The organism is Arthrobacter senegalensis (assembly GCF_059091765.1).
The window spans coordinates 346148-362458 of sequence record NZ_JBNHGZ010000001.1; the positions used below are offsets into that span (position 1 = coordinate 346148).

16 protein-coding genes and 1 other RNA gene are annotated in these 16311 nt (G+C 68.0%); 1 reads left to right on the plus strand and 16 read right to left on the minus strand.

Features of this window, described 5'->3' with window-relative positions:
• Positions 1-69: 69 nt before the first annotated feature.
• From AC5RVG_RS01585 to ssrA, 3 genes are all read right to left on the minus strand, one after another.
• Positions 70-420: a hypothetical protein gene (locus AC5RVG_RS01585; protein WP_494012467.1), complete on the minus strand. Its 351-nt coding sequence runs from the start codon at positions 418-420 to the stop codon at positions 70-72.
• Positions 421-626: 206 nt separating this feature from the next.
• Positions 627-1430 carry a tetratricopeptide repeat protein gene (locus AC5RVG_RS01590; protein ID WP_494012468.1) on the minus strand — a complete coding sequence of 268 codons (804 nt, stop codon included), beginning with the start codon at positions 1428-1430 and terminating at the stop codon, positions 627-629.
• Between the two features lie 284 nt (positions 1431-1714).
• Positions 1715-2084, minus strand: a transfer-messenger RNA (tmRNA) gene (gene ssrA / locus AC5RVG_RS01595).
• Between the two features lie 137 nt (positions 2085-2221).
• Here ssrA and AC5RVG_RS01600 point away from each other — a divergent pair.
• Positions 2222-3358, plus strand: a complete 1137-nt coding sequence (locus AC5RVG_RS01600; RefSeq protein WP_494012469.1) for a carboxylate-amine ligase — start codon at positions 2222-2224, stop codon at positions 3356-3358.
• 61 nt (positions 3359-3419) lie between these two features.
• On the opposite strand, the gene smpB is transcribed toward AC5RVG_RS01600, so the two are convergent.
• The 13 genes from smpB to AC5RVG_RS01665 form a co-directional block, all read right to left on the minus strand.
• On the minus strand, positions 3420-3893 hold the full coding sequence (gene smpB, locus AC5RVG_RS01605) for an SsrA-binding protein SmpB (protein WP_494012470.1): 474 nt from the start codon (positions 3891-3893) through the stop codon (positions 3420-3422).
• A gap of 137 nt (positions 3894-4030) precedes the next feature.
• The gene (locus AC5RVG_RS01610) at positions 4031-5410 is read right to left on the minus strand and encodes a peptidoglycan DD-metalloendopeptidase family protein (protein WP_494000181.1); all 1380 of its coding nucleotides are present in this window, start codon (positions 5408-5410) and stop codon (positions 4031-4033) included.
• Between the two features lie 100 nt (positions 5411-5510).
• Positions 5511-6425 (minus strand): permease-like cell division protein FtsX, encoded by a 915-nt coding sequence (ftsX, locus tag AC5RVG_RS01615; RefSeq protein WP_493979072.1) that lies wholly within the window; start codon positions 6423-6425, stop codon positions 5511-5513.
• Complete coding sequence (gene ftsE, locus AC5RVG_RS01620) at positions 6422-7123, minus strand: cell division ATP-binding protein FtsE (RefSeq protein ID WP_493979073.1); 702 nt, start codon at positions 7121-7123, stop codon at positions 6422-6424. Before ftsE ends, ftsX begins: the two co-directional genes overlap by 4 nt.
• 117 nt (positions 7124-7240) lie before the next feature.
• On the minus strand, positions 7241-8182 hold the full coding sequence (locus AC5RVG_RS01625; RefSeq protein WP_494012471.1) for an alpha/beta hydrolase: 942 nt from the start codon (positions 8180-8182) through the stop codon (positions 7241-7243).
• Positions 8179-8931 carry a 3-hydroxybutyrate dehydrogenase gene (locus AC5RVG_RS01630; protein ID WP_494012472.1) on the minus strand — a complete coding sequence of 251 codons (753 nt, stop codon included), beginning with the start codon at positions 8929-8931 and terminating at the stop codon, positions 8179-8181. The genes AC5RVG_RS01625 and AC5RVG_RS01630 overlap by 4 nt, the downstream gene beginning before the upstream one ends.
• Entirely contained in the window at positions 8924-9565 is a 642-nt protein-coding gene (locus tag AC5RVG_RS01635; protein ID WP_493979076.1) for a TetR/AcrR family transcriptional regulator, read from the minus strand. The genes AC5RVG_RS01630 and AC5RVG_RS01635 overlap by 8 nt, the downstream gene beginning before the upstream one ends.
• Positions 9562-11157, minus strand: a complete 1596-nt coding sequence (locus AC5RVG_RS01640; RefSeq protein ID WP_494012473.1) for a class I adenylate-forming enzyme family protein — start codon at positions 11155-11157, stop codon at positions 9562-9564. Before AC5RVG_RS01640 ends, AC5RVG_RS01635 begins: the two co-directional genes overlap by 4 nt.
• Positions 11154-12383 carry a branched-chain amino acid ABC transporter permease gene (locus AC5RVG_RS01645; protein ID WP_494012474.1) on the minus strand — a complete coding sequence of 410 codons (1230 nt, stop codon included), beginning with the start codon at positions 12381-12383 and terminating at the stop codon, positions 11154-11156. Before AC5RVG_RS01645 ends, AC5RVG_RS01640 begins: the two co-directional genes overlap by 4 nt.
• Positions 12380-13255, minus strand: coding sequence for a branched-chain amino acid ABC transporter permease (locus AC5RVG_RS01650; RefSeq protein WP_494000186.1), 876 nt, complete (start codon positions 13253-13255; stop codon positions 12380-12382). Before AC5RVG_RS01650 ends, AC5RVG_RS01645 begins: the two co-directional genes overlap by 4 nt.
• Positions 13252-14130, minus strand: coding sequence for an ABC transporter ATP-binding protein (locus AC5RVG_RS01655; RefSeq protein ID WP_494012992.1), 879 nt, complete (start codon positions 14128-14130; stop codon positions 13252-13254). The genes AC5RVG_RS01650 and AC5RVG_RS01655 overlap by 4 nt, the downstream gene beginning before the upstream one ends.
• Before the next feature lie 50 nt (positions 14131-14180).
• On the minus strand, positions 14181-14945 hold the full coding sequence (locus tag AC5RVG_RS01660; protein WP_494000187.1) for an ABC transporter ATP-binding protein: 765 nt from the start codon (positions 14943-14945) through the stop codon (positions 14181-14183).
• Positions 14946-15061: 116 nt separating this feature from the next.
• Positions 15062-16267: a substrate-binding domain-containing protein gene (locus AC5RVG_RS01665; protein ID WP_494012475.1), complete on the minus strand. Its 1206-nt coding sequence runs from the start codon at positions 16265-16267 to the stop codon at positions 15062-15064.
• Positions 16268-16311 lie beyond the last annotated feature (44 nt).

A 16311-nucleotide genomic window follows, 5' to 3' on the forward strand; every position in this document is an offset into this window, starting at 1 on the left:
GGAATTCCTCCGCCGGACAGGCTCATTGCATGCTGAGCTCACGTAGGCTGCACTCAGGCTGGCTTCGCCTCAGCTTGCTTTTGGCGGGGCCTGAGCGGCGACGATCTCGGCGATCGCGTACTCGCAAACACCCGCCGCTTCCCCCACCTCCTCTTCGGACAAGCCTGAGGAGAGGGCAGCGATGATCTGCTCGTCGCTGGCCGCCTTTGCCTGGTCCAAAGCCCATTCGGCTGCTTCCACTTCGCCGGATCTGCACAGGACGGCGGCCAGCATGCTCCTCTGCGCGGGCGACTTGCCGGTGGGCAGGCCGGGTACCTCAAGGCCTTCAAGATGCGGGTGCGTGCCTTGCCCCAAGTACACGGCCGAATCAAGGCTCGCGATGGAAAGGGCATGGGTGTGGGTTTTGATGTGCGACTCCATGAGAGCCACCTTTCAGAGAATGAAACCAGGCTCCCGGTGGCTCGAAAGAGGGCTTCACAATGGGCAAAACCAGTTGGCCGCCTGTTTCGACCGTACGCGTGGCTGCCCTCGATGACAACAGGCGGGCTGCGGGCGAACCCCTCGCAAGCAAGGCCTTTTTGAACATCAACTTGTCAGTTTGGTGTCTTCCTCGAAGGTTGCGCCCCTTATCTCCTCCGCGGAGCTCTTTTCGGCCTGACTTGGCGGTGGGCTCGGCGAATGTTGCGTAGGGTTTGGGCTGATAGTTGGTCGCCTTGGCCCGCGGCCTGCTTGAGAAGCGCCCTACCCTCCTTAGCTTGCCCCGATTCCCAGAGCGCCAAGCCCAGGTTATGCAGTGCGTTCGGTTCGCCTTCAGAGACGCTGCGCCGCAGAAGTTCGATTTCTTTGTCGCTTCTGCTTGCCTTGGAATAGAGATCCGCTAGAGGGATCAGGACCTCAACCTCACCGGTGTCGAGGTGTCTTTCGAGGAGCTGAATCGATGTGTCGAGGTCCAACTGATCCGTCGTGGTGACCAGTTCTATGGCCGCCTCGGCGCTGAGTTCGCTGCCTTTGCGCAGAATTTCAACTGCGGAGCCCTCGTCCCCTACGGCTCGGTATGCTCTGGCCAGCCGGAGTGGGACCCTAGGGTTCTCACCGGCGTCGCTTAGCCATCTGATCGCCTCGGCCGGTTTTCCAAGGTTCAGGTAGGCCTGCCCCAGGGCTAACGCCGCCTGCGGGTCTCCTGCCCTATGTGCCGTCTCGTATTGCTCCAAGGCTTGCACGGTCCGATGCTGCCCTTCGAGAAAGGTCCCGTAGTTGAGGTGTGCTTCCTTAACGCCGTGCTCAATCGCTAGTCGATACAGGACTTCGACCGCTTCAGACGCGGGTATCTGCTGCAGGTCATTTGCGGCGTTGAAGAGACCGTCGGCGTCGCCTGAAAGGATCAGTTCGGCCGATGCGCGAAAGTCGACCGGCTCGCTCTGCTCATTCATAATCCTCGTCTTGTTCCTGCCGCTCGAAGGCCTCGAATTCATCACGATCCTAAAGCCGTCCGGGCGACCAGGCGTGACCAAAGCTGCGTGCCGCGCCGTCATAGTTCCAGTGATCGTTTCCCAATGAGTCGGGACACCGTATACCTGCTCCGGGTGCCAGCATGAGCCATGCCGAAGATCCGGACGGGAACTACCAACCCAGACAAAAGAAAACACCCCGGTCCGAAGACCGGGGTGTAAGCGATGACCCGACTCATCCGTAAAGGATGTCCCGACTCATCACATAGTGGAGATGGGGGGAATTGAACCCCCGTCCGATGTTGTGTTGCCAGGACTTCTCCGGGCGCAGTTTGCTTCGGGTTTTCTTGGCCCCAACCATCCCGCAAACAGGTGGTTGACCCGGGCCCAGCCGTCTAAATGTCCCGAATACCCCAACGGCGAAGGTATTCAGCAGTGGCTCTCTTAATGACGCCAGCATCCGGGGCGAGAGCATCCCCGGGCTGACGGACTTGCACCGCTACTTAGGCAGCGAGTGCGAAGTCAGTGCGCTTAGATTCGGCACTTATTGGTTTGCAGAGAGCGTTTCCGAGATAACTCTGCATCCTCGGCCCGCTTCCCCTGGCGCGACTAACATCGTCGAAACCTGTCATCCCCGTATGTAGTTATCAAAATAACCATTGCTGCCGGGCAGTTACCTGTCCCGGACCATCCAGTGTAACCCATGTTTGCGCCGGGCTATTCCCGCCGCCCCGGCATAGCCAGCGTGCGGTCGCGGGACTTACGCTCAAACCATGGTTGTGGGCCGGCTTCCAGGCACGCCGCCGCCGGCGTCCACCCCGGCAACGTTCGGCATCGAAGAAGAATTCCTGTTGATGGACCCGCGCACTGGCTTGCCGGTGACGACCGGCCCGGCGGTGCGGGCCGCCCTGCGCCTGGGAACCACCCCGGAATGGGTGAGCTACGAGTTGCTCGACTGCCAGGTGGAAACCTCAACCCCGGTGTGCCGCCAGCTCTCCGAAGCTGCGGACGCCCTGCTGGACTTCCGTCACGAGCTGGCCCTCAGCGCCGCCGCAACGGGCGCGGCCGCGGCCGGCATCGGCGTGATTTTCGACGCCGACCTGCGCCCGGCATCCGTGACCGACAACCCCAGGTACCGCAGCATCGCCGAGCGTGCGCCGGCCCTGATCGCCGACCAGTACGTGACGGGCATGCACATCCACGTTGAAGTGGCGGATCCGGAGGTGCGGCTGCAGGTCCTTAACCGGCTGCGCCCCTGGCTCCCGCTGCTCACGGCGGTAGCAGCCAACTCACCGTACTGGCGGCACGCGGACAGCGGCTTCGCCAGCTGGCGCACCATCATGTACCGCCGCTGGCAGGTCCAGGGCTGCCCGCCGTTCTTCGCCGACCTGCACGACTACGGCGTCCGCGTGCGGCAGTTGTACGCCTCCGGGGTGGTCCCGGACCCCGGGCACCTCTCCTGGCTGGCCAGGCTGGCCGACCACTACCCCACCATCGAGGTCCGGGCCGCCGACAGCCAGCTCACCGCGGCCGACAGCGTGCTGCTGGCAGGGCTGGTCCGCGCGCTGGTCGCCACCGAGCAGGCCGCCGTCCTCGCCGGTCGCCCGGTCACCAACTTCCATCCGGAACACCTGGACGTGGCGCTCTGGCAGGCGGCCCGCTTCGGATTGTCGGAGAAACTGGTGCATCTGGATTCGGCCACCCTCTGGCCCGCGCACGATGTCCTCGAACTGTTGCTGCGCCATATCGATGAGGCGCTGGAGCAGCACGGGGACGGCGGCTGGGTCCGCGAGCAGGCCGGCCGGCTGCGGCTGGAGGGCAACGGGGCGCAGCGCCAGCGGAAGGCGCTGGCCGGCGGCGGGCTCCCGGGCTGGCTGGATTTGGTGCGCCGGTCCCTGACGGCGGCCTGATGCCACGCAGGGCTCTCCCCGCCCCTTGACTGCTGCGGGGCGGCAGCGGTAAAGCAGCTGCTCAGGCCCCGCGGTTCTTTTCCCGCATCGCGCGCAGGGCCTCGCGGTTGTCCTGCTTCTCGCGCAGCGTCTGGCGCTTGTCGTAGTCCTTTTTGCCGCGGCCCACGCCGATCTCCACCTTGGCCAGGCCGTCGTTGAAGTACAGCTGCAGCGGAACAATCGTGTAGCCCGACTCCCTGGTCTGGCGGGAAATCTTTTCCAGCTCGGCCCGGTGCAGCAAGAGCTTCCGCCGGCGCCGGGCGGCATGGTTGGTCCAGCTGCCGTTGAGGTATTCCGGGATGTAGACGGATTCCAGGTACAGCTCATCGTTGTAGAAGATGGCGAAGCCGTCCATCAGCGAAGCACGGCCCTCGCGCAGTGACTTCACCTCGGTCCCCATCAAGACCATGCCGGCCTCGTAGGTGTCCATGATGTGGTAGTCGTGCCGGGCCTTTCGATTGGTGGCCACTACCTTTCGGCCACTTTCTCTGGGCACGGGGTACTCCTTCGTCGTCGGAACGTTCCATTATAGCGGCGCCACGGCAGGAGCGCCGCCGCGGTGTTACCGCCGCATAAGCCGCCGCGGCGTCACGGCCGGATAAGCCGCAGCACGCCGGGTGCCGCCGCCGAAACCTAGAGCAGGTTCATCGGATTGACGAAGCTGCCGTTGACGATGGTTTCGAAGTGCAGGTGGCAGCCGGTGGAGTTGCCGGTGCTGCCCACATAGCCGATCAGCTGACCGCGGCCGACGCTCTGGCCGGCGTACACCACGTAGCGGGTCATGTGGTAGAAGTTGGTGTCCAGCGCGTTGCCGCCGACCACGCCGTGGCTCATCGTCACGCTGTTGCCGCCGCCCCAGACCGTGCTGTCCGCGCGCGCCACGGTGCCCGCCGCCGGCGCGTAGATCGGCGTGCCGCAGGCGGAACCGTAGTCGATCCCGCTGTGCATGTAGCCGCCGGTGCCGTAGAAGTCCATCGTGCCCGCCGGAGTGGGCCGCCAGCCGTAGCCGGACGTGATGGGCCCGTTCACCGGGTTGATCAGGCCGAAGGACGACGGCGCCTGGCTGGCCGGAGGGGGCGGCGGCACCCTCGGGACCAGCTGCGGCACCGGCTGGCCGCTGTTGCGCGCCGCCTGCTGTGCCGCCTTGATCCGGGCCTGTTCCCGCTCCCAGGCCTCCTGGGCCTTGCGCCGCTCCTCGGCCTCGCGCCGGGCCTTCTCCGCCGCCTCGCGGCGGAGCCGTTCCTGCCGCTCCTTGATCTGCGAGAGCACCTGGTTCTGGGCCTGCTCGGTCTTGGCCAGCTCCTGCTCGATCTGCGGCTTCTTGGCCTGCAGGCTGTCCGACAGCGCCGAGGTCTCGGCGATCAGCTGGTCGACCTTCTGCTTTTCGGCGGCCGCCTCGTCGCGGGCGACCTGTTCGGCCGCCAGCGCCTCCTCGGCCTGCGCCTTCAGGTCCCGGATCTCCTCCTCCACGGCCTCCAGCCGCGCCCGGGAGTTCACATTCGTGGCGTTCTGCTGGGCCAGCTTGTCCAGTGCCGCGTTCTGGCTGCGCAGCGCTTGGTCCGCCAGGTCGATGGTGCTGGCCAGGTTGGCGTCGCCGTCGGAACCGAAAAACAGCGAGAGGTTGGACGGCACCCCGCCCTGCTTGTAGGCCTGGGTGGCAATCTGGCCGATGACCTTCTTGGTTTCCTCCAGCTCCTCGGCATCGCTGGCCAGTTGCTGGTTGATCTTGTCCTTGGTCTGCAGCGCCAGGTCCACGCGCTGCGCCAGTGCGGCCACCTTGTTGGCGGCGGCGTCCACCCTGCCCTCGGCCTCGGAGAGCTTTTGCTGCGCCGCCGGCAGCCGGCTCTGGTGCTGCTTCAGCTCCTTGACCGCCTCGACGATGTCGGCGTTGAGGAACTCCAGCGACGATTCGATCTGCTGGATTTCCTGGTCGAGGGCGGCCTTGCGGTCGTCGAGGTCGTCTGCCTGGGCGGGGCCGGCGGAGCCCAGCGAGAACGCGAGCAGGGCGGCCATGGCGGCACTCAAAATCCCTTGCGGAAGGCATTTCTTCCGCGGCTTAGTACGGCTCACAGCCTGGCTCCCCAATGTCAAGTTCTGTGCACGTTTCATGAGTCTAGACCTTAAGGTAGCGGCGCAGGGTCAAAAGGGACGATATTCCGGCCAGGACGGCGCCCAGCAGCACCAGCGCGGGACCTATCACCAGCATGGTGCTGGAGGAAATGAAGGCCGTGTCGGGGTATTGGCTGGCCAGCCAGCCGCCGATGAAGAAGTGCGCCACGGCCCACAGGGTGACCGAGGCCAGCAGCGCCCCGAGCACGGCGGCGATCACCCCTTCCAGCACGAACGGCAGCTGGATCACGGCCTTGGAGGCACCGACCAGGCGCATGATGCCGGTTTCCCGGCGCCGGCTGAAGGCGGACAGCCTGATGGTAGTGGCGATCAGCAGGATGGCGCAGACAATCATGACGACGGCGATGCCCACCGCCACGAGCGAGGCGATGTTCATGACGCTGAAGACCTTTTCCAGGATCTCGCGCTGGTCCACGACTACTTCGACGCCGGGCAGCGAGGAGAAGATCTCGTTGATGACCTCGTACTTCTGCGGATCCACCAGCGAGACGCGGAAGGACTCCGGCAGCTGGTCGGCCGTCACCGAGTCCACGATCGGCGAGTTCGCGAACTGGTCGCGGAAGTGGCCCAGGGCATCGTCCTGCGACTCGTACAGGTAGGTGTCCACGTACTGTTCCACGGCCGGACTGGTCAGCGTGGCCTCGATTTCCGCACGCTGCTCGTCCGTCACGGGGCCGGCCGCGCAGCTGGCCGTCGTCGAGGTGTCGACGCACAGGAAGATGGCCACCTGGACCTTGTCGTACCAGTAGCCCTTCATCTGGTTGATCTGCATCTGCAGCATGCCGGCCGCGCCCACGAAGCTGAGCGAAATGAAGGTCACCAGCACCACGGAGACCACCATGGACAGGTTGCGGCGCAGGCCGGAACCGATTTCACCGAGGATAAAAGCCAGCCTCATTTGGCCTCCTCCGGTTCGCCCAGGTAGATGCCTTCGGACTGGTCGCGCACCAGCACGCCGTCGCGCAGCTCGATTACACGCTTGCGCATTTCGTTCACGATCACGTTGTCGTGCGTGGCCATCACCACGGTGGTGCCGTTCTGGTTGATCCGGTCCAGCACCTTCATGATCCCCAGCGAGGTGGTCGGATCCAGGTTGCCGGTGGGTTCGTCGGCCAGCAGGATCCCGGGCTTGTTCACGACGGCGCGGGCGATGGCGACGCGCTGCTGCTCGCCGCCGGAGAGCTCGTGCGGCATGCGGTGGTCTTTGCCCTCCAGGCCCACGGTCTTGAGCACTTCGGGCACTGTCTCGCGGATTACCGCGCGGCTGCGTCCGATCACCTGCATGGCGAACGCCACGTTGGCGAAGACGGTCTTGTTGGGCAGCAGCCGGAAATCCTGGAACACCACGCCGATGCCGCGGCGCAGTTTGGGCACGCGCCAGCTGGGAATGTTGGCCACGTTCTGGCCGGCGACGTAGACCGAGCCGCGGGTGGCGCGGTCTTCTTTCAAAACCAGGCGGATGAACGTGGATTTCCCGGACCCGGACGAGCCGACCAGGAACGCGAAGTCGCCGCGGTCGATCTCCAGACTGATCTTGTCCAGGGCCGGACGAGAGTTCTGGTCGTAGATCTTCGTGACGTTATCGAATCGAATCATGACTACTTTGTGCCTCAGGCCGAGGACGAGGGCTTGTGCTTGGGGGAAGAAACCTCAGCCTCTCGACTATAGGCACGCAGTCTTGAGTTTATCCTGCAGCTTGTTCGGTGTGTCGTTTCACCGGACCGGCCCCTGGCCCGCGGCCCGTCCAGCTGCCCGGCCGGCCATGGCGTCGCGCACCGCATCGGCCACCGCTGCCGCGCCCGGGCGGTCCATGACGATGGTGTAGTGGTTGGTTCCGGCGACCTCGCGCACCCGCAGCGCCGGCAGCCGGTGCGCCCAGCCGTCCACGTATCCGGGCGTGTACAGGCCCGCGTCTTCGTTCAGCAGGCCGCGCGGGGCCCGCAGCAGCACCGCTGGAACAGCGAGTGATTTCAGCGCGTCCATCAGGACGGCGCCGCTGTTCAGGTCGGCGGTGTCGCGGGCCATCGCCTCGTAATTCGTCGCCGGCCGCAACAGCGGCGGCTCACCGGCGAGGTCGTAGTCCACGTAGTCCTCCACCAGCGCGTTCCAATGCTCGGCGAAGGCCGGGTGCACCCGCCAGAAGTCCCGGTAGGCCTCCCGGCTGGGGAACGTCGCGGCCAGCCGTTCGGCGGCCGGGCCGAGCACCGACTGGATGACCTCCTCGTCGCTGAGCCCGGCCGGCACCTGCAGCGGCAGGCCGCCGTCGACGAGCACCAGGGACTCCACCAGCCGCGGGTGGCGCCGGGCCAGCACCACGGAGGCGAACGCCCCCATGGAATGGCCGACGACGACGGCCCGGCCGACGCCGTGCGCCGCGAGCACCTCCGCGAGGTCGTCGGCGTGCGCGGCCATGCCGAACGGGCCGGGCAGCGCGTTGCTGCGCCCGCGGCCGCGCAGATCCGGGGCGATCACCCGCACGCCGTCGAGCTCCTGCGCCAGCAGGCCCCAGGTGCGGTGCGAGGCGGTCACGCCGTGCACGGCCAGGATCGCCGGCGCCTCGGCGTCCCGGGGTCCCCACACGCCGGTGCGCAGGGTGCCGCCGCGGACCGGCACGTCCCGGGCGGCATAGGGCAGGGCTGCGGGTTCGGCGTTCATCGGCTGGACCATCCGCCGTCCATCGTGTAGGAGGCGCCGGTGACCATGCCGGCGTCGGGCCCCGCGAGCCAGCACACCAGCGAAGCCACTTCGTGCGGCTCGACCAGGCGCTTGACGGCGCTCTCGGTGAGCATCACCTTCGCGACCACTTCTTCCGGCGGCAGCTGGTGCATCCGGGCCTGGTCGGCAATCTGCTTCTCGACCAGCGGCGTCTTCACGTACCCGGGATTGATGCAGTTGCTGGTCACCCCGTGCGCGCCGCCCTCCAGCGCGGTGACCTTTGAGAGGCCCTCCAGCCCGTGCTTGGCGGAGACGTACGCGGATTTGTAGGCGGACGCCCGCAGCCCGTGCACGGAGGAGACGTTGATGATCCGGCCGAAGCCGCGCTGGTACATGCCCGGCAGCGCCGCGCGGATCAGCAGGAACGGGGATTCGAGCATCAGGCGAAGCATCAGCCGGAAGGCCTCCGGGTCGAACTCCTCGATGGGGTTGATCCGCTGTATCCCGGCGTTGTTGACCAGGATGTCGGTGTCCACCGCCGCCGTTTCCAGCGCCCGGGTGTCGCTGAGGTCCACCTGCCACGGGACCCCGCCGATCTCCTGCGCCACCCGTTCGGCGGCCGCGCCGTCCAGGTCGGCCACGGTGACCTTCGCGCCTCGGTCGGCCAGGGCCCGTGCGCAGGCCTCGCCGATGCCGCTGGCCCCGCCGGTCACCATGGCGCTGCGGCCCGTCAGAGTCTTCTCAGCCATGGGTGGGTCCTTCCGTCGTCTGCTGTCCGGGCGCCAGCGCCCGCTCAATGAACTGCATCATCTCTTCGAATACGTGGTCGGGCACTTCCCGCGGGACGGGCTGCGCACCGTCGTCGTCCTCCCAGAGCACCCAGCGCATGCCGATCAGTTCGCCGATGCCCATCAGCGCCCACGCCGCGACGTTTGGGTCCATCGGACGGACCTCGCCGGTGGCCTGCGCCGCCTTCAGTCCCTCAATGTAGCCGTTGACAATGCGCGTGTAGTGCATCCGCAGGGCGCCGGGCGACACAAACTCCGCCTGCCGGATGATCCGGTAGAGCGCGGGGTGTTCGGCGGTGAAGCGGAAGAACGCCTTGAACCCGGCCCGCTCGGCCTCCAGCCGGTTCTCCGCCGACTTGGCCGCCTCGGTCATCGCGTGGCGCACCCGCCGGTTGAGGTCCTCGACGACCTCGTCGAAGACGGCCTGCTTGCCCTCGAAATAAAGGTAGAAGGTGCCCAGCCCGACGTCGGCCTGCTCGGTGATCTTGACGATCGAGGCCTCGTGGTAGCCCACCGACGCAAACACCGCTTCGGCCGCCTCCAGCAACTTGGCCCGCGTCCGGGTGCCCCGGGCGGTGCGTGGTGCAGCGCTCATGATTCCTGCTCCGATCCTGCGGTCAGCGGGTGGCGGCCGGGGCGGACGGCGGCCTCCCGCAGCCTCCCCCGGACCACCTTGTTCAGTGCGGTGCGCGGCAGCGCCGGCACGAAGGCGAACCGGCCGGGGACCTTGAAGGCGGCCAGCTGCGCCCGGCAGTGCTCGGCCAGTTCCTCGGCGTCGGTGATCCGGCCCGGCCGGACCACCACGTAGGCCAGCCCGGTCTCGCCCCAGCGTTCGTCGGGAACCCCGACGACGGCGGCCTCGGCCACCGCGGGATGCGAGAGCAGGACCTGCTCCACCTGGGCCGGGGCCACGTTCTCGCCGCCGGAGATGTAGAGGTCCTTGATCCGGTCCACGATCCGGAAGAAGCCGTCCGCGGTGCGTTCGACCAGGTCGCCGGTGCGCAGCCAGCCGCCGGCGAGCGCCGCCGCGGTGGCCTCCGGGTTCCGGAAGTAGCCGGCGAACACGCCCGGTCCCGAGACCAGCAGCTCACCGGTGGCCACGCCGTCCAGGATCCCGCCGGTGGCCGGGTCCGCCACCGCCACGCTGACGTGCGGGTAGGGCTTGCCCGCGTAACCGATCATGGAGGCCGCGTCTTCGTTGGGCAGGCAGAGCACGTTGGGCGAGGCCTCGGTCAAACCGTAGCCCTGGCTCAGGGCCACGCCCCGCTTGTGCCAGATCCGCAGCAGCGGCGCGGGCATCGACGCCCCGCCGACAATCGCGTGCTGCAGGCTGGACAGGTCGGCGGACGCGAAGCCGGGGTGCTCGGCCAGCAGGGCGTACTGGGTGGGGACGCCCATCATGGTGGTGACCCTGCGTTCGGCGATCAGCTGCAGCATCCGGCCGGCGTCGAACGTGCGTTCCAGCACCACCGTGGCGCCGGTCCACCAGGCCAGCAGCGGCTGGATGTTCCAGCCGCCCACATGGAACTGCGGCAGCGCGGCCAGCACCACGTCGGAGCTGGAGAGCTCCATGGTCCGCGACAGCGAGAGGTTGGTCCAGAAGCAGTTGGCGTGCGTGAGGATGGCGGCCTTGCTCGGCCCCTCGGTACCGGACGTGAAGATCATCAGGAGGGCATCGTCGTCGCGCACGTCCCGCTGCACGGGCGCCCCGCCGCTGTCCAGCCGACGGGTGGGGCCGGGCACGTGCCGCTCCACTCCGGAGGGCCCCAGCGCCGCCGTGCGCGGCGGCAGCGGGAGCATCGTGGCGGCAGCGGCGGCCAGCGCGTCGAACTCATCCTCCACCAGCAGCAGCGCCGGGTCCGCCAGCTGTAGCTGCTCGGCGATCTCCCCGGGAGACAGCCGCCAGGACAGCGGGACCAGCACGAGGCCGGCCTTGGCGCAGGCGAAGAACAGCACCACGTGGTCGGCGGAGTTGCCGGTCAGCGTGGCGATCCGGTCCCCCACCCCGTAGCCGGCGGCGCGAAGGCCCGCGGCCAGGGCGACGGCCCGGGCATCGAGGTCGCGATAGCGCAGGCTGACCCCGCGGTCGTCGATCGCCACCCGGTCGGGGGTGGACACCGCGCGGTCGGCGGTCCAGCGGCCAAGGGTATGGAGACCGCCGGCGGGCGGATGGGGCTGCAGGTTCACTCGGCTTTCTCCAGGATGTCGCGCTGCCGGGCGGCTGCCCGGCGGCGCTGGCCGCGGCTGAGGGTGGCCCGCTGCACCGCGCCGGTGATGCCGCCGGGCAGGAACAGGACCACCAGGATGAACAGTGTACCGAGGATGAACAGCGGCTCCGAGAGCGGGATCCGCAGGATGTCCGGCAGGTTGGCGATGGCCTCCGACTGCGCCAGCGCCGTCAGCCGCTGGTCCAGCAGGGTGTAGAAGACGCCGCCGATGACCGCTCCCCAGCGCGAGCCCACGCCGCCGAGCACCACCATGACCAGCAGGGTGATGGTGAAGTCGGCCGAGAGGCTGCGCGGGACGGCACCGGACTGCAGCAGCAGGTAGACCATACCGACCGCCGAGGCCAGCACCCCGCCGACCACGAACACCAGCAGCTTGACCAGGTAGGGCTGCAGCCCGATGACCCGCACGCGCAGCTCGTTCTCACGCACGGCCGCGGCCACGTGGCCGGCGCGGCTGAACTGCACCCAGCTGACGACGGCGAAGACCACCAGCAGCACGATCAGCGCCAGCCAGTACAGGTTGCGGGTGTTGGCCACGCCCAGCAGGGCCTCGGGCAGGTTCTCCGTGGCCAGGGTCAGGCCCTCTTCGCCGCCGGTGGCCTGGCCCGGGTTGCGGCCCACCAGCACGTGGCCGGCCTCCGCGAAGGCCAGGGTGACCATGGCGAACGGGATGCCCGTGACGCGCAGGCCGACCGCTCCGACCACGTGGGCCAGCACGATGACCAGCAGCAGCGTCAGGCCCATGGCCGGCAGCAACGGGATGTCGAACGTGTCCAGGATGACGCCGAGGCCGTAGACCCCGGCGCCGAAGTACAGCGCATGGCCGAAGGACAGCAGGCCGGTGACACCGAGCAGCAGGTGGTAGCTGAGCGCCGCGGCGGCCATCAGCATGCACATGGCGATCAGCTGCAGCGAACCCGGGGTGTAGGTGGGCCCGGGCAGCACGCCCGGCAGGGACAGGTTCAGCAGCGGCAGCAGGGCCAGCAGCACCACGGCCACTCCCCCGGCGGCCCACTTGAGCAGCCCGCGGGCCCCGCCGGCAGCAGCCCCGCCGTCGTTCCTGCCGGTCCGTCCGCGCCGCAGCGTCTTTGCGTCGGCGGCGCCCGGGGTCTCGGTGTGCCCGGCGGTTGCGGCGGCAGGATTCGGCTGCGCGTCCGATTGCGGGTCGGTCTTGCTGGTGGTCATGATTTCCTCCCGAGCAGGCCGGAGGGCCGGAAGAGCAGGACAAGGGCCAGGGCCACGACGACGACGAAATCCCCGGTGCCGTTGAGGTAGAAGTTCGCGAACTGCTGCAGCAGCGCCACCACCACCGACGCGATGGCCGCGCCGGTGAGCGAACCCAGGCCGCCGATCACGGTGACGATGAAGGCGAAGATCAGCAGCGATCCGCCCAGCAGCGGCGAGACGTAGCCGAAGTAGTGGCTGGCCAGCACCCCGCCCAGGCCGGCCGCGGCGCCGCCGATGGCGAAGACCAGCGTGAACGCCTTGCGGACGTCGATGCCCAGCGCGGTGACCATGGAGCGGCTTTCCACGCCGGCGCGGATGATCATGCCGTAGCGGGTGCGCTTGAGGAAGAACACCAGGCCCAGCAGCACGAACACCGCCGCGATGATGGCCACGAAGCGATCGTTCGCGATGTCGGCGCCGAGGATTCTGGTGGTCTGGCTGAACCATTCGGGTCCGGAGATATAGACCGGGTCGGTGCCCCAGATCCCGTCGAACAGCGCGACCGATGCCAGCGAGAGGCCGACGGTGACCAGGACCTGTTCGATGTGCCGCTCGTACAGCTTGCGGATGAGCACGAACTCGGTGAAGGCGGCGAACAGGGCCCCCACGACGGCGCCCACCAGGAGGGAGCCGAGGAAGGTCCACCAGTTGTCGGCGCCGGCGCGGCGGGCCACTTCCCAGCCGGCGAATGCGCCCAGGGTCAGGAAGGAGCCGTGCGCGAAGTTCAGCACGCCCATCAGCCCGTAGATCAGGCTCAGCCCGGAGGCCACCAGGAAGTAGAGCGCGCCCAGGCCCAGACCGGTGACGGTCAGCAGGACGATGGTACTCACTTGTGCACCCCGTTCGGGTCGGTGCCGGTCTCGGAAAGGGATACGGCGGCGGGGGCCGTGTCCCGGCCGTGTGCGCCGGCGGCGGGGGCGGCCTCGTCGTCGTGCCCGCCTTCGGCGTGGACGCCCAGCAGCCGCTGGGTCAGGTCTTCGTTGTCCAGGAAATCCAGCGCGCTGTCGGTGGTGTGGACCACCCGCCCGCCGGACAGCACCACCGCGCCGGCGGCCAGTTGGCGGACCACCTGCAGGTTCTGCTCCACCAACAGGATCGGCACCGTTGCGGCGGCCCGCTCCAGCGTCTCGGAGACTTCCTGCACGATCTTGGGCGCCAGGCCCTTGGTCGGCTCGTCGATCAGCAGCAGCTTGTTCTCATTCAGCAGCGCACGCGCCAGCGAGACCATCTGCTGCTGCCCGCCGGAGAGCGTCCCGGCCATCTGCGAGGCGCGCTTGAGCAGGTCGGGAAAGAGTTCCTCCACCAGCTGCCGGCGCGGGGAGGAGTCCCGTTCGGCCAGCCGCAGGTTCTCCGCCACGGTCAGCTTGGAGAAGACCTCGCGGTCCTCCGGGACGTAGCCCACGCCGCGGCGGATGATCTTGTAGGTCGCTTCCTTATCGATCCGCGTGCCGTCCAGCGTCACGCTGCCGCTGCGGGAGATCAGGCCGATGATCGCCTTGATGGTGCTGGTCTTGCCCACGCCGTTGCGGCCCAGCAGGGCGGTGATGCCGGTGGGAGGCACGGAGAAGCTGACGTTCTCCACCACCTGCTGGCCTGCGATGTGCGCGCTGAGCCCCGCGACCTCCAGCACCGGGCGGGCGTGGCGGTCCGGCCGTGCCGCGGCCTGCGACGTGGCCGTGGCGGTTGCGGTGGTCGTCGTCGCAATGGGCGGGGCAGCGTCCTGCGGCTCGGCCGCGCGGCGTTCCGGGTGCTGGCTCATACGGGTTCTCCCAGGTAGGCGCTCTGGACGGTGGGATTGGCCATCACCGCGTCCGGGGTGTCGATGGCCAGCAGCTTGCCGTGGTGCATGACCGCCACGCGGTCGACCAGTCCGAGGACCACGTCCATGTGGTGCTCGACCATCATCACCGTGCAGCCGCGGTCGCGGTGCATCCGCCGGATGATGGCGCTCAGCCCCGGCACGTCGCCGGAGGCAACTCCGGCCATCGGTTCGTCAAGCAGGATGACCGAGGGGTTGCCGGCCAGGAGCATGGCGATCTCCACCTTGCGCTTGTCGCCGTGGGCGAGGTCTCCGGCCGCGGTGTGCAGCTTGTCCTCCAGCCCGACCTCGGCCACGTTCTGCTTCGCGGCGGCGGTCGCGGAATCCGTCCGCGAGGGAAACCGGAACACCGTGACGCTTCCGCCGAGGGCTGCCTGGGCCGCGAGCCGGACGTTTTCCAGCACGCTGAGCCGCGGGAACAGGCTGGAGGTCTGGAATGTCCGGCCCAGGCCGGCGCGGGCGCGGCTGTGGATCGAGGCCGACGTGACGTCCTTGCCGTCGAGCGTGATGGAACCGGCCGTCGGCTTCAGGACGCCGGAGATGAGGTTGAACAAGGTGGTCTTGCCGGCACCGTTCGGTCCGATCACGCCGACCATCTCTCCGGTCGCGACGGAGAATCCGACATCCTCGAGGATGCGGGCGCCGCCGATCTGCAGGCCGAGGCCCTGCACCGTGAGCGCGGGCTGAGCTGGGGAGGTCATCATGTCACTTTCTGTCCGGTCGAGGACCCGGTCCGCGGGCCGGGGCGCCGCCGCCGGGTAGGTCGGCGGCGCCCCGGTACTGCAGCAGTGCGGGCCTGCCTGTGCTTGTGCTGCGGTTACTTGGCTTCCGGCGGAGCCACCGTGTCGGCCGGAATGGCCTTGATCAGCTCAGGCACCCACTCGCCGTCCTTCTCCACCAGCTTGGCCTGGTACATCTCCTGCAGCAGCGCGTGGTCGGAGGCACGGATGGTGGTCTCGCCCTTGGGACCTTCGAAGCTGTAGCCCTCCAGCGCCTCGACCATGGCGTCGACGTCGTTGCCGCCCTCCTTGACCGCCTGCACGATCATCTGGCCGGCGACGAAGCCGTCCGGGGTGAAGAGGTCGGCCTTCTTGCCTTCGGCTTCAACGCTTTCGATCATGGCCTTCTCCACGTCGTTGCCGGCTGCTCCCGGGAAGTAGTGGTTCAGGAAGCTGATCTTGTCCGAGGCCTTGCCGTAGGCGCCGAAGGTGGCGGCGTCGCCCAGGCCGGTCACGATCGGGGCGGCGTCGAACGCGCCCTGCTGGCTCAGTGCCTGCCACATGGATCCCGACGTGGCGCCGGCCCAGGCAACAAAGACCAGATCCGGCTTGGCGTCGATCAGCTGGCGGGCGAACGGCGTGAACTCGGTGGCGTCTTCGGGTACCAGCACGTCATCGACTTCGGCGCCCTGCTCGCCGAGGACGGCTTCGACGGCGGCGAGGTTGCCCTGGCCGAACGCGTTGTCCTGACCGAACACCACGACCTTCTTGCCCTTGAGGTCGTCCACGAAAGTGCCCGCGGTTGCGACGTCCTGCAGGCTCTGGCGGCCGGAGCGGAAGGTGTAGTCGTTGATGCCCTGCAGCGCGTCCGTGGCGGCGGGGCCGGAGATGTAGAGCACCTTGTTCTGCGCGGCCTGCTCCGCGAGCTTCAGCGCGATGCCGGAGACCACTGTGCCGGCCAGGATCTTGTAATCCTTGCCGATCAGGTCCTTGGCGACGTTGACCGCCTTGTCGGGGTCACCGCCGTCGTCGTGGTAGGTCAGGTTGAGCTTGGTGCCGTTGACCTCGCCGGTGCCCTCGGTGGCGTAGTCGATGCCGGCCTGGAGACCCTGGTAGTAGGCCGCGCCGTAGGCGGCCAGCGGGCCGGATTCGGAATAGACGATGCCCACGTTGATGCTCTCGGGGGCGTTGCCTTCCTCGCCGGCCGCTCCGGCGGTGTCGCCGCCGGCGGTCGGCGCGCACGCGCTCACGGTCAGTCCGGTGACCAGCGCCGCGGCCATCAGGAACTTCTTCGTTGCCTTCACTCCGATGCCTTTCGTTGAAAAATCTCTTGAGGAGTAACTCTGGA

Excerpts from the sequence above, each read along its gene's own strand:
- AC5RVG_RS01585 (WP_494012467.1), bottom strand. The coding sequence starts at position 420 with ATGGAGTCGCACATCAAAACCCACACCCATGCCCTTTCCATCGCGAGC.
- ftsX (WP_493979072.1), bottom strand. The coding sequence starts at position 6,425 with ATGAGGCTGGCTTTTATCCTCGGTGAAATCGGTTCCGGCCTGCGCCGC.
- AC5RVG_RS01660 (WP_494000187.1), bottom strand. The coding sequence starts at position 14,945 with ATGACCTCCCCAGCTCAGCCCGCGCTCACGGTGCAGGGCCTCGGCCTG.
- AC5RVG_RS01635 (WP_493979076.1), bottom strand. The coding sequence starts at position 9,565 with ATGAGCGCTGCACCACGCACCGCCCGGGGCACCCGGACGCGGGCCAAG.
- AC5RVG_RS01600 (WP_494012469.1), top strand. The coding sequence starts at position 2,222 with ATGGTTGTGGGCCGGCTTCCAGGCACGCCGCCGCCGGCGTCCACCCCG.
- AC5RVG_RS01630 (WP_494012472.1), bottom strand. The coding sequence starts at position 8,931 with ATGGCTGAGAAGACTCTGACGGGCCGCAGCGCCATGGTGACCGGCGGG.
- AC5RVG_RS01645 (WP_494012474.1), bottom strand. The coding sequence starts at position 12,383 with ATGACCACCAGCAAGACCGACCCGCAATCGGACGCGCAGCCGAATCCT.
- AC5RVG_RS01625 (WP_494012471.1), bottom strand. The coding sequence starts at position 8,182 with ATGAACGCCGAACCCGCAGCCCTGCCCTATGCCGCCCGGGACGTGCCG.
- ftsE (WP_493979073.1), bottom strand. The coding sequence starts at position 7,123 with ATGATTCGATTCGATAACGTCACGAAGATCTACGACCAGAACTCTCGT.
- AC5RVG_RS01610 (WP_494000181.1), bottom strand. The coding sequence starts at position 5,410 with ATGGCCGCCCTGCTCGCGTTCTCGCTGGGCTCCGCCGGCCCCGCCCAG.
- AC5RVG_RS01590 (WP_494012468.1), bottom strand. The coding sequence starts at position 1,430 with ATGAATGAGCAGAGCGAGCCGGTCGACTTTCGCGCATCGGCCGAACTG.